We start from the raw sequence: 11,856 nt of genomic DNA on the forward strand, positions 1-11,856 counted from the left end.
AGTGTCCGGGCATTCCAAGTGGGCAACGACCAAGCACAAGAAGGCGGTCATCGACGCCCGCCGCGCGAAGTCGTTCGCCAAGCTCATCAAGAACATCGAGGTGGCGGCGAAGACCGGCGGCGCCGACCTGTCCGGCAACCCGACCCTGGTGGACGCGGTCCAGAAGGCCAAGAAGACCTCGGTCCCCAACGACAACATCGACCGCGCGATCAAGCGCGGCGCCGGCCTCACCGGCGAGTCGATCGAGTACACGACCATCATGTACGAGGGCTACGGCCCGGGCGGCGTCGCCCTCATGATCGAGTGCCTCACCGACAACAAGAACCGCGCCGCCGCCGAGGTCCGCACCGCGATGACCCGCAACGGCGGCACCATGGCCGACCCCGGCAGCGTGGCGTACAACTTCCACCGCAAGGGCGTCATCGTCGTCCCGCACGCGGACGGCGTGGACGAGGACACGGTCCTCACCGCGGTCCTCGACGCGGGAGCCGAGGAGGTCACCGACCGCGGCGAGAGCTTCGAGGTCCTGACCGAGGCCACCGACCTGGTCGGCGCGCGCACCGCGCTGCAGGAGGCCGGCATCGACTACGACTCGGCCGACGCCGAGTTCGTCGCCACGGTCAACGTGGAGGCCGACGCCGAGCTCGCCCGCAAGGTCTTCCGCCTCATCGACGCCCTGGAGGACTCGGACGACGTGCAGAACGTCTACACGAACCTCGACCTCACGCCCGAGGTGCAGGCGCAGCTCGAAGACGACGAGTAAGGCGCCGCGGTGACGATCCGGGTGCTCGGCATCGACCCGGGTCTGACGCGCTGCGGCGTCGGCGTCGTGGACGTCCGTCCCGACCGCAAGGCCGCCCTGGTGGAGGTCACGGTCATCCGCACGCCCGCCGACATGCCGCTGGAGCAGCGGCTGCTGGCGGTCGGCACCGGGATCGACGAGCTGCTCGACGCCCACCGCCCGGACGTGGTGGCGATCGAACGCGTCTTCGCGCAGCACAACCTCCGCACGGTGATGGGCGTCGCGCAGGTGAGCGGGGTGGCGCTGCATGCCGCCGCGCGCCGTGGCCTCCGCGTCGCGCTGCACACGCCGAGCGAGGTCAAGGCGGCGATCACCGGGTACGGCTCCGCCGACAAGAAGCAGGTGCAGGCGATGGTCGCGCGCATCCTCGGGCTCGCGGAGGCGCCGAAGCCCGCGGACGCCGCCGACGCCCTCGCCATCGCGATCTGCCACGCCTGGCGCGGCTCGCCCGCCGCCGACGGGGGAGCAGGCGGTGCGGCGGCCGGAGGCGCCGCGCAGACCCCGGCGCAGGCCGCGTGGCTCGCCGCCGAGCGCTCCGCCCGGACGTCGGGCGTTCCCCGTAGGCTGGCCAGGTGATCTCCTCCCTCCGCGGCATCGTCCTCTCAGCGAGCGGCGGCACCGCCGTGATCGAGGTGGGCGGCGTCGGCTTCGCCGTGCAGCTCACCCCCGACCACGCGCTCTCGCTGCGCGTCGGCGACGAGGCGTTCGTCTTCACCTCGCTCATCGTCCGGGAGGACGCCCTCCAGCTGTTCGGCTTCGCGGACAGCGAGCAGCTCCAGGTCTTCGAGCTGCTCAACGGGGTCTCCGGAGTCGGCCCGAAGTCCGCGATCGGTGTGCTGGCGGTGCTCAGCCCCGACCAGGTCGCCGACGCCGTGGCGGCCGACGACGACGCGCCGTTCCGCAAGGTGTCCGGCATCGGTCCCAAGACCGCCAAGCTCATCGTCGTCTCGCTCACCGGCAAGCTCGCCGCCGCCCGGCGCGCGCCCGCACGCGCGGTGAAGGCGACGGGGACGCCCTCCGCCGTCCCCGACAGCGTGATCGTCGCCCTGGTCGGCCTCGGCTGGCCCGAGAAGATCGCCGCGGAGGCGGTGTCCGACGTGGTCGCCGAGACCGACGAGAGCGCGCGCGACTCCGTCCAGGCCCTGCTGCGGCTCTCGCTCGCGCGCCTCGGCCCGGCCGGCGCGGCGAGCGGAGCGGCCCGATGAGCGACGACCTCACCGCGCCGGAGCTGGAGTCGGAGTCGGAGCTCGCCTTCGAGGGCGCGCTGCGCCCGCGCACGCTGTCGGAGTTCGTCGGGCAGGCGAAGGTCCGGGGCCAGCTCCAGCTCCTGCTGACGGCCGCGAAGATGCAGGACCGCACGGCCGACCACATCCTGCTCGCAGGCCCTCCCGGACTCGGCAAGACCACGCTCGCGATGATCGTCGCGCACGAGAGCGAGCGGCCGCTGCGGCTCTCCAGCGGCCCCGCCATCCAGCACGCCGGCGACCTCGCCGCGCTGCTGTCCTCGCTGACGCCGGGGGAGGTGCTGTTCATCGACGAGATCCACCGGATGGCGCGCTCGGCGGAGGAGATGCTCTACCTCGCGATGGAGGACTTCCGCATCGACATCATGGTCGGCAAGGGCGCGGGCGCCACGTCCATCCCGCTCGACCTCGCGCCGTTCACCCTCGTCGGCGCGACCACCCGCTCCGGGCTGCTGCCGAACCCGCTGCGCGACCGCTTCGGTTTCACCGCCCACCTGGAGTTCTACGACGAGGGCGAGCTGACACAGGTGCTCACCCGCGCCGCGACGATGCTCGACTTCGAGGTCGACCGCGAGGCGCTGGCAGAGATCGCCGGCCGCTGCCGGGGCACCCCGCGCATCGCCAACCGGCTGCTGCGCCGCGTCCGCGACTACGCGCTCGTGCACGGCGGCCGCGGCGACGTGGCGGCGGTGCAGGCCGCGCTGGAGCTGTACGACGTCGACCCGCTCGGCCTCGACCGCCTCGACCGCGCCGTCCTGCACGCCATCCTGGAGCGCTTCGAGGGTGGGCCGGTCGGGCTCAACACCCTCGCGGTGTCGGTCGGCGAGGAGGCGGAGACCATCGAATCCGTAGTCGAGCCGTTCCTGGTCCGCATCGGCCTGCTGTCGCGCACGCCGCGCGGACGGGTCGCGACAGCTGCGGCCTGGCGGCACTTCGGGCTGACCGGCCCGCGACCTGGGGGTGTACCGCAAGGCCACTCACAGCAACCGTCCCTGATGGATGACCTATAATTCAAGCTGGCCACTCGCCACACACCCCCTTGACTTCACCGGAAGGTTCGGCTTACTTCATGGATCCGTTGACCATTGTGATGGTCGTCATTCTGGCGGCCCTCGTCTTCTTCATGTTCCGCAACAGCCGCAAGCGGCAGAAGGAGCAGGCGGAGACCCGTTCGAAGATGGTGCCCGGCGCCGAGGTGATGACCAACTTCGGCCTGTACGGCACCCTGCTGTCCGTCGACGAGGACGACAACACCGCCATCATCGAGACCAGCCCCGGCCACGTCGTGAAGGTGCACCGCCAGGTGCTCTCCCGCGTGGTCGAGCCCAAGACCGCGGAGACCGACGACACCGAGGTCGCGGGCCCGGAACTCAACGAGGACCACGCCATCCCGGCCGACTCCTCCGCTCCGGAATTCGGCGAGCGGCTCGACGACGCGCCGAAGAAGCCCGGCGCGAAGAGCGACGACTGATAGCATCCCTGTGCTCCGCGCACCGAGAGGGTGGGCGGATCGCTCGTAGAAAGCTGAGTTCCTAGGTGGCAAAGTCGACTCCGGTCAAAAAGGCCTGGCGTTCGTTGACGTGGCTCGGTGTGATCGTGGTGGTCCTCCTCGGGACCCTCACGGCCGGCGTCCTGTTCAGCAACGCGACGTGGCTGCCCAAGCTCGCCCTCGATCTCGAGGGCGGCACCCAGATCATCCTCGCGCCGCAGGTCGAGAACGGTCAGTCGGTGCAGCAGCAGCAGCTCGACCAGGCGGTCTCGATCATCCGGCAGCGCATCGACGCGTCCGGCGTGTCCGAGGCGCAGATCTCCACCGAGGGCTCGCGCAACATCGTCGTCTCGCTGCCGGGCAAGCCCGACCAGCAGACGCTCGACCGCGTCAAGGCGAGCGCGCGGCTGGACTTCCGGCCGGTGCTGCTCACCGGCGGCCCGACCAACGAGGTCGTGGGCGCCGACGGCAAGTCGACCCCGGCGCCGACCCCGGCCCCCGGCCTCCAGTCGACGCCGTCCACGTCGCCGACGAACGGCAGTGACCTGGCCTGGGTGACCCCGGCGCTCCAGGCCGAGTACGACGCCTTCTCGTGCGCGGCGAACAAGAACAAGGACCTCAGCGCCGCTCCGACGGACAAGCCGCTGATCACCTGCGACGACAACAACACGGTCAAGTACCTGCTCGGCCCGGTCGAGGTGAAGGGCCAGAACATCTCCGACGCGAGCGCCGGCCTGATGCAGAGCTCGCAGGGCGTCACGACCGGCCAGTGGGCGGTCAACATCGTCTTCGACGCCACCGGCACCAAGCAGTTCGCCGCGGTCACGACCCGCCTGAACGCCCTCCAGGGCGCGCAGAACCAGTTCGCGATCGTCCTGGACGGCCGCGTCATCTCGGCGCCGACGACCAACGCGGTGATCACCGACGGCAAGCCGCAGATCTCGGGCAACTTCACCGAGCAGAGCGCCAAGACCCTCGCCGACCAGCTCAAGTTCGGCGCGCTGCCGTTCAGCTTCAAGGTGCAGAGCCAGGACGACATCTCGGCCACGCTCGGAACCTCGCAGCTGATCAGCGGCCTGATCGCCGGTCTGATCGGTCTCATCCTGGTCGCGATCTACACGTTCTTCCAGTACCGCCTGCTCGGCCTCGTGACGATCGTCTCGCTCGTCGTGGCCGGCACGCTGACCTGGCTCACCATCTCGCTGATGTCGTGGCACTACGACTACCGGCTCTCGCTCGCGGGCGTCGCCGGTCTGATCGTGGCGATCGGCTTCACAGCGGACTCCTTCATCGTCTACTTCGAGCGAATACGAGACGAGTTGCGCGACGGGCGCAGTCTCGAATCCGCCGTGGAGGCCGGCTGGGGCCGTGCTCGCCGCACGATCTACGCGTCCAAGGCGACCAACCTCCTCGCGGCCGTCGTGCTGTACGTGCTGGCCGCGGCCAATGTGCGCGGCTTCGCGTTCACGCTGGGTCTCACGACCATCATCGACGTGATCGTGGTGTTGCTGTTCACTCACCCGACGCTCCAGCTCCTGGCCAAGACCCGCTTCTTCAGCAGCGGCCACCCGCTCTCCGGCCTCGACCCGGACGCCCTGGGCGCCGTGTACCGCGGCGCCGCCCGGTTCCGCGCGCCCCAGCCCGAGCTCGTGGGCGCGGGCAAGGCCTCCCGCGCCAGCGGGGAGGCGGCGCGCCGCCAGACGATCGCCGAGCGCAAGGCGGCGGAGCTCGCCTCCGCCTCGACCTCCTCGTCGTCGGATCGATCGACCGAGGGGAAGGACAACTGATGGCCAGCCGCCTCACCACGTTCGGTAACGACCTCTACACCGGGGCGCGCTCGTTCGACTTCGTCGGCAAGCGCAAGATCTGGTACACCATCGCGATCGTGATGGTCGCGCTCTCGATCCTGATCCCGATCGTCAAGGGCGGGTTCAACTTCTCGATCGAGTTCCGCGGCGGATCGCAGTTCCAGATCAGCCAGGTGCAGAGCACCGACACGACCAAGGCACAGAACGCCGTCGCGGGCGTCGTGCCCAACGCGGTCTCGCACGTCAGCGTCGTCGGCAACAACGCCATCCAGGTGCAGACCGACCAGCTCTCCGACACCCAGACCAAGGCCGTCGCCGACGCACTGGCCACGGCTTACGGCGTCCCGTCGTCGGAGGTCTCCTCGACCTTCATCGGCCCCTCGTGGGGCGCGGACGTGACGCAGCAGTCCATCCAGGGCCTCGTGGTGTTCCTGCTGCTGGCGTTCATCGCGATGGCGCTGTACTTCCGCACCTGGAAGATGTCGGCGTCCGCGATCATCTCGCTCTTCCACGACCTCATCATCACCGCGGGCATCTACGCCCTGGTCGGCTTCGAGGTGTCGCCCGCGACGATGATCGGCTTCCTGACGATCCTCGGCTACTCGCTGTACGACACGGTCGTGGTGTTCGACAAGATCCGGGAGAACACGCGCGAGGAGCTGGAGCTCACCCGCCGCACATTCCCGGAGGCGGTGAACCTGGCGGTGAACCAGACCCTCGTCCGCTCGATCAATACGGCCGTCGTGGCCGTGCTGCCGGTGGCGTCGATCCTGTTCATCGGCGCGTACGCCTTCGGCGCCGCGACGCTCCGCGACATCTCGCTCGCGCTGCTCATCGGCATCATCGTCGGCACGTACTCGACAATCTTCCTGGCCGCGCCGATGTACTCGCAGTTCCGCGAGGGCGAGGCCGCGATCAAGAAGCACGACCAGAAGGTCCGCGCGGTGCGCCCGAAGGCCAAGGTCGCCGCGACCGAGGCCGTCGCGGCGGAGTAGCGTCGGCGCATGAGCGGTCGCTACCTGTCGGAGGATGAGGTGAGTGCCGTGCGTGCGCGCGAGCTCGTGGACGCCGGGGCTGCCTGGCTGCTCGACGTCCGCGAGGACCACGAGTGGGAGTCCGGGCACGCCCCGGCCGCCCACCACATCCCGATGGGCGAGCTCGGCGAGCGACAGCATGAGCTGCCGGAGGACGAGCAGATCCTGGTGATCTGCGCCGTCGGCGGCCGGTCGCGCATGGTGACAGACGCGCTGCTGCAGGCCGACTATCCCGCGGCGAACGTCGCGGGCGGGATGCTCGCCTGGCAGGCGTCCGGCGGCCCGGTCTCCGACCCCGGCCGACCCCCGGGAGCGTCCGCCTGACCGCCGGTCGCGCCCCCGTGAACGGGAAGGCGCGAACAGCGGCGATAATGGACGACAGGAGGCGAGCAGATGGTTGACACGACGACACCGCAGTCCGCCTCGCTGCGCCGTCTCGTGCCGCGGATCTTCTCCCGCGCCCAGCCCGCCGGCGCCGTCGACACCCTGATCCGCACGGTGCGCATGCACCACCCCAAGGCCGACCTGTCGCTCATCGAGCGTGCGTACGCGGTCGCCGAGCGCGCCCACGACGGCCAGAAGCGCCGCTCCGGCGAGCCGTACATCACGCACCCCGTCGCCGTCGCGCAGATCATCGCGGACCTCGGGATCGGCGCCAAGACCATCGCCGCCGCGCTGCTGCACGACACGGTGGAGGACACGGCCTACACGCTGGACGAGCTCCGCGACCAGTTCGGCGACGAGATCGCGATGCTGGTCGACGGCGTCACCAAGCTCGACAAGGTCAAGTACGGCGACAGCGCGCAGGCCGAGACCGTCCGCAAAATGATCGTCGCGATGTCGAAGGACATCCGCGTACTGATCATCAAGCTCGCCGACCGCCTGCACAACGCACGCACCTGGGGCTTCGTCCCGGCGGCCAACGCCACCCGCAAGGCGACGGAGACGCTGGAGATCTACGCGCCCCTCGCGCACCGGCTCGGCATCCAGACGATCAAGTGGGAGCTGGAGGACCTCTCGTTCGCCGTGCTGTACCCCAAGCTCTACGCCGAGATCGAGAGCCTGGTGAAGCAGCGCACCCCCGAGCGCGAGCGGCTCGTGCAGCAGGTGATCGACGCGATCAACGACGACCTCAAGACCGCGAAGATCCGCGGCAAGGTGGTCGGCCGGCCCAAGCAGTACTACTCGATCTACCAGAAGATGGTCGTGCGCGGCCGCGAGTTCGACGACATCTACGACCTCGTCGGCATCCGCGTGCTCGTCAACACGGTCCGCGACTGCTACGCCGTGCTCGGCTCCATCCACGCGCGCTGGACGCCGATGCCCGGCCGCTTCAAGGACTACATCGCCACCCCGAAGTTCAACCTGTACCAGTCGCTGCACACAACGGTGATCGGTCCGCAGGGGCGCCCGGTCGAGATCCAGATCCGCACCGAGGAGATGCACCAGCGGGCCGAGTTCGGTGTCGCCGCGCACTGGAAGTACAAGGAGCAGACCACCGGCAAGAGCACCGGCGGCCCCGGCAAGGTGGACACCGACCTCGCCTGGCTGGCGCACATCTCCGACTGGCAGGCCGAGACGGCCGACCCGTCGGAGTTCCTGGACTCGCTGCGCTTCGAGATCGGCGCGAAAGAGGTCTACGTCTTCACGCCGAAGGGCCGTGTGATCGGCCTGCCGGCCGGCGCGACCCCGGTCGACTTCGCGTACGCCGTGCACACCGAGGTCGGCCACCGCACGATGGGCGCCAAGGTGAACGGCCGCCTGGTGCCGTTGGAGAGCACCCTCTCGACCGGCGACGTGGTGGAGATCTTCACCTCCAAGAACCCGGACTCCGGCCCCAGCCAGGACTGGCTGAACTTCGTCAAGAGCCCGCGGGCGCGCAACAAGATCCGCCAGTGGTTCACCAAGGAGCGCCGGGACGAGGCGATCGAGCAGGGCAAGGACGCCATCGCCCGCGCGATGCGCAAGCAGAACCTGCCGCTGCAGAAGCTGATGACGCAGGATGCCCTCGTGGAGGTCGCGTCCTCGCTCAAGCACCCGGACGTCTCGTCGCTGTACGCCTCCGTCGGCGAGGGCCACATCTCGACGCAGTCGGTGATCGAGAAGATCGTCGCCTCGCTGCAGAGCGAGGTCGAGTCCGACGGCGAGCTGGACATCCCGGTCAAGGGCCGGCCCAAGCAGCTGCGCAACAGCGACTCCGGCGTGCTCGTGCGCGGTGCGCCCGACATCCTGGTGAAGCTTGCGAAGTGCTGCACGCCGGTGCCCGGCGACCCGATCGTCGGCTTCGTGACGCGCGGCCAGGGCGTCTCCGTGCACCAGGCGAACTGCCACAACGTGCAGTCGCTGCTGCAGGAGCCCGACCGCATGATCGACGTGGAGTGGGCGCCGAGCTCGAAGAGCGTCTTCCTGGTACAGATCCAGGTGGAGGCCCTGGACCGCTCCGGGCTGCTCTCCGACGTCACGCGCGTGCTGTCCGAGCATCATGTCAACATCCTTTCTGCGACGGTCACGACGTCGAGCAACCGGCTGGCGCTGAGCCGCTTCGTATTCGAGATGGGCGACACCACCCACCTCGACCGCGTGCTCAACGCCGTGCGCCGGATCGACGGCGTCTACGACGTGTATCGGGTCAGCGCCGGCTGACCGGTGCCGGGAGCTCCGTCCGCTCGACAACGGGCAACCGGGTGAGCGCCCTGGTCGCTCCGTGCCGCCGCGACCGGGCGAGGTGAGCGGCGAGCCGGTCGGGCGAGGCGCGCCCGAGTTCGAGCAGATGCCGCACCTCCAGGGCCTCCGGAGGCCCGAACCGGGGGAGTGTCAGCATCAGGTCGGCCGCCGTGCGCAGCGGCGCCGTCACCCGCACGCCGCTCAGCTCCACGACCTCGCTGTCTCCCAGCCGGTGCTGGTGCGCGTCGAAGTCGGGTGGGAGGCGACCGCGGCGCCGGCGGTCGACGCACACCTGGGGTCGCAACGGCGGCGCCGAACGGGTGCCGTGGATCCAGGCCGCGGTGCCGCGATCGGCGACCGCGCTTCCCGGCCGGTGCCCCGCGAACGCGTGCGCGCGCAGCGAGGGGGTGTCGGGGATGTCCGTCGCGGCGAACGCGTCGCCGACCCGGTAGAGCTGCCCGTCGAGCACGAGTGAGAAGAGCTCGGCGAGCGGGAGGACGTCACGGTCGAGGAGGAGTGGGAGTGCTGTTGTCATGCGTCCAGCCTCCGCCGGCCGCAAGCCTCGTGGAGCGCCGTCGGCGAATCCGTGGAGTACTCATCCGATCACGCGGGCTGTGGAGAACAAACCCGCCGCGACGGGGAGTCAGCCGAGCGCGTCCAGCCACACCTTGCGGGCGTCGAGGGCCTCCTGGGCGGCCTTGACCTTGGCGGAGTCGCCGCTGGCCTTGGCCTCTTCGAGCTCCTGCTCCAGCTTGGCGATGGCCGCGTTGAGCTGGCTGGCCAGCCCCTCGGAGCGCGCCTTCTTCTCCGGGTTGTTGCGCTCCCAGTGCTCCTCGTCCAGCCGGCGCACGGCCGCCTCGACCTTGCGCAGGCGGTCCTCGATGGGACGGACCTGGTCGCGCGGCACGCGGCCGATGGCGTCCCAGCGCTCCTGGATGGAGAGCAGCTTGGTACGCGCGGTCTCGCGGTCCTTCTCCTTCAGAAGCGGCTCCGCCTCCTCCAGCAGGGCGAGCTTGAGCGTGAGGTTCTCCTCGTACTCGACGTTGTCGCGCGCGTCGACCTCGGCCTTGGCCGAGTAGATCGCGTCGCCCGCCGCCTTGAACCGCGCCCACAGGGCGTCGTCGTTCTTCTTGCCTGCGCGGCCGGCCAGCTTCCACTGGTCGAGCAGCCGGCGGTACTCCGGCACCCCGTCGGCGCCGAGCGGCACGAGGCGCTCGGCCTGCTCGATGAGCGCGTTCTTGCGGGCGCGGACGTCGCGGTGCTGGTTGTCCAAGTCGGCGAAGAACGCCTTGCGGTTGTGCTCGATGGTCGAGCGCGCGGCGCGGAACCGCTTCCACAGCTCGTTGGCCTCGTTCTTCGGCAGGCGCGGGCCGTCGTGCTGGTGGGCCTGCCAGCTCGCGAAGAGCGCGTCGAGCTCGGCGGTGGTCTGCTTCCACTGCGTGCGGGCCGGGTCCTGGGCGGCGAGGGCCTCCGCCTGCTCCACGATGGCGGTGCGGTCGGCGATGGCCTGCTCCAGCGCGGCCTTGGCCTCCGCGCTCTGCTGCTCGGTGAGCTCTTCGACGGTGCCGCCGAGGGCGTCCAGCCGCGTGATCAGCGACGCGAGGTCGCCCACGGCGTTCGCGCCCTCGACCGACGTGCGCAGGCTCGCGACCGACTTGGCGACGTCGGCCGCCGGGGCGCCGCGGCGGGCGCGCTGCTCCAGGAGGCCGACCTGACCGGCGAGGTCGTTGTACTTGCGCTCGAAGTAGGAGATCGCCTCCTCGGGAGTGCCGTCCGGGTACTCGCCGACGGCGCGCTCGCCATCGCCCTCACGGACGTACACGGTGCCGGTCTCATCGACGCGACCCCAGGGGTGCTGTTCAGAAGTAGCCAAGAGCCTCACCTTGCTTGCGGTGCCACGTTGGGAATCAGCCTATTGCACACGCCGGGATCACTGCAGCGTGAAGCTGTCGATCTTCGTCGCGACGGCGGGCTTGCCGTCGGTGCTGCCGCCCTGGACGCCCTTATCGGTGACGTCGCTGATCAGGGTGGGCAGACCGCTGGTGATCTTCCCGATGACGGTGTAGCCGCCGGCGGAGTCGGACGGGATGGTGGTGTCCTTGTAGACGATGAAGAACTGGCTGCCCTGGCTGTTCGCGTTGCCGCTCTGGCGCGCCATCGCGATGGTGCCTGCCGGGTACTTGTCGTCCTTCGGCGCGTTCTCGATGGGGCCGTAGGAGTAGCCGGGGCCTCCGCTGCCGTCGCCGTTCGGGTCGCCGCACTGCAGCACGTAGAAGCCGCCGTTGGTGAGGCGGTGGCAGGTGAGCCCGTCGTAGAACTTCTTCTGTGCCAGCGAGATGGTCGAGGAGACCGCCTGCGGCGCGGCGGCGCCGTCGAGCGAGACGCCGAGCTTGATGCCGTTGATCGTGAGGTCGCCCGTCCAGGTGCGGCCCTCGGCGATGCTCTTGGACGGCACGCCGGCCACGGCGGACGAGGAGGGCGACGGCGACGCGGACGCGCTCGTGGCGGACGGCTTCGCGAAGAAGAGGAGCTGCGTGCCGACCGCGAGCAGGACGATCACGAGCACGGCGATCCCGGCGACCCAGTTGTCCCGCTTGCGGCGCTTGACCTTCTCCTCGTGCACCGTCTGCCGCGCCTGGTAGGCGCGGAGGCGCTCGCGAGCCTGTCGCGCGTCGCGGTCGTTCTGCTTGCTGGGTGCCACGTCTGTCCTCCGGGGGCGCCGTCGAGCGGGGGATTGATGCCACCGCGCCGACGGGATGCCGCGCGGCGGGATGGATGCTGCACGAACCCTATCCGGCGCGGCTATGAGCGCCCA

General features: G+C 70.0%; 12 protein-coding genes. 9 read left to right on the top strand and 3 right to left on the bottom strand.

Going from position 1 to position 11,856, the window contains the following annotated elements; all coding sequences use genetic code 11:
* The first annotated feature begins 1 nt into the window (after position 1).
* The 9 genes from ABCS02_RS06810 (at position 2) to ABCS02_RS06850 (ending at position 9,020) form a co-directional block, all read left to right on the top strand.
* Positions 2-763 carry a YebC/PmpR family DNA-binding transcriptional regulator gene (locus ABCS02_RS06810; protein ID WP_345834830.1) on the top strand — a complete coding sequence of 254 codons (762 nt, stop codon included), beginning with the start codon at positions 2-4 and terminating at the stop codon, positions 761-763.
* Between the two features lie 15 nt (positions 764-778).
* Complete coding sequence (gene ruvC / locus ABCS02_RS06815; protein ID WP_345835188.1) at positions 779-1,378, top strand: crossover junction endodeoxyribonuclease RuvC; 600 nt, start codon at positions 779-781, stop codon at positions 1,376-1,378.
* The gene (gene ruvA / locus ABCS02_RS06820) at positions 1,375-2,007 is read left to right on the top strand and encodes a Holliday junction branch migration protein RuvA (protein ID WP_345834831.1); all 633 of its coding nucleotides are present in this window, start codon (positions 1,375-1,377) and stop codon (positions 2,005-2,007) included. Before ruvC ends, ruvA begins: the two co-directional genes overlap by 4 nt.
* On the top strand, positions 2,004-3,056 hold the full coding sequence (ruvB, locus tag ABCS02_RS06825; protein WP_345834832.1) for a Holliday junction branch migration DNA helicase RuvB: 1,053 nt from the start codon (positions 2,004-2,006) through the stop codon (positions 3,054-3,056). Before ruvA ends, ruvB begins: the two co-directional genes overlap by 4 nt.
* A 59-nt stretch (positions 3,057-3,115) precedes the next feature.
* Entirely contained in the window at positions 3,116-3,517 is a 402-nt protein-coding gene (gene yajC, locus ABCS02_RS06830) for a preprotein translocase subunit YajC (protein WP_345834833.1), read from the top strand.
* Between the two features lie 65 nt (positions 3,518-3,582).
* Entirely contained in the window at positions 3,583-5,322 is a 1,740-nt protein-coding gene (gene secD, locus ABCS02_RS06835) for a protein translocase subunit SecD (protein WP_345834834.1), read from the top strand.
* A complete protein-coding gene (gene secF, locus ABCS02_RS06840) occupies positions 5,322-6,338 on the top strand; it encodes a protein translocase subunit SecF (protein WP_345834835.1) in 1,017 nt (338 codons plus the stop codon). Before secD ends, secF begins: the two co-directional genes overlap by 1 nt.
* A 9-nt stretch (positions 6,339-6,347) precedes the next feature.
* Entirely contained in the window at positions 6,348-6,701 is a 354-nt protein-coding gene (locus tag ABCS02_RS06845) for a rhodanese-like domain-containing protein (RefSeq protein WP_345834836.1), read from the top strand.
* A gap of 69 nt (positions 6,702-6,770) precedes the next feature.
* Positions 6,771-9,020 carry a bifunctional (p)ppGpp synthetase/guanosine-3',5'-bis(diphosphate) 3'-pyrophosphohydrolase gene (locus ABCS02_RS06850; RefSeq protein ID WP_345834838.1) on the top strand — a complete coding sequence of 750 codons (2,250 nt, stop codon included), beginning with the start codon at positions 6,771-6,773 and terminating at the stop codon, positions 9,018-9,020.
* Here the strand turns inward: ABCS02_RS06850 and ABCS02_RS06855 are convergent.
* The 3 genes from ABCS02_RS06855 to ABCS02_RS06865 all read right to left on the bottom strand — a co-directional run bounded on the left by ABCS02_RS06855 (position 9,007) and on the right by ABCS02_RS06865 (position 11,742).
* Entirely contained in the window at positions 9,007-9,576 is a 570-nt protein-coding gene (locus ABCS02_RS06855) for a hypothetical protein (protein WP_345834839.1), read from the bottom strand. The genes ABCS02_RS06850 and ABCS02_RS06855 overlap by 14 nt on opposite strands.
* Positions 9,577-9,684: 108 nt before the next feature.
* Entirely contained in the window at positions 9,685-10,914 is a 1,230-nt protein-coding gene (locus tag ABCS02_RS06860) for a DUF349 domain-containing protein (RefSeq protein ID WP_345834840.1), read from the bottom strand.
* A gap of 57 nt (positions 10,915-10,971) precedes the next feature.
* On the bottom strand, positions 10,972-11,742 hold the full coding sequence (locus ABCS02_RS06865; protein ID WP_345834841.1) for a peptidylprolyl isomerase: 771 nt from the start codon (positions 11,740-11,742) through the stop codon (positions 10,972-10,974).
* Between the last annotated feature and the right edge of the window lie 114 nt (positions 11,743-11,856).

This window comes from Microbacterium sp. X-17, assembly GCF_039615055.1.

Coding starts and splice junctions, on each gene's coding strand:
- ABCS02_RS06855 (WP_345834839.1), bottom strand. CDS start 9,576: ATGACAACAGCACTCCCACTCCTCCTCGACCGTGACGTCCTCCCGCTC.
- ABCS02_RS06850 (WP_345834838.1), top strand. CDS start 6,771: ATGGTTGACACGACGACACCGCAGTCCGCCTCGCTGCGCCGTCTCGTG.
- ruvB (WP_345834832.1), top strand. CDS start 2,004: ATGAGCGACGACCTCACCGCGCCGGAGCTGGAGTCGGAGTCGGAGCTC.
- secF (WP_345834835.1), top strand. CDS start 5,322: ATGGCCAGCCGCCTCACCACGTTCGGTAACGACCTCTACACCGGGGCG.
- yajC (WP_345834833.1), top strand. CDS start 3,116: ATGGATCCGTTGACCATTGTGATGGTCGTCATTCTGGCGGCCCTCGTC.
- ABCS02_RS06845 (WP_345834836.1), top strand. CDS start 6,348: ATGAGCGGTCGCTACCTGTCGGAGGATGAGGTGAGTGCCGTGCGTGCG.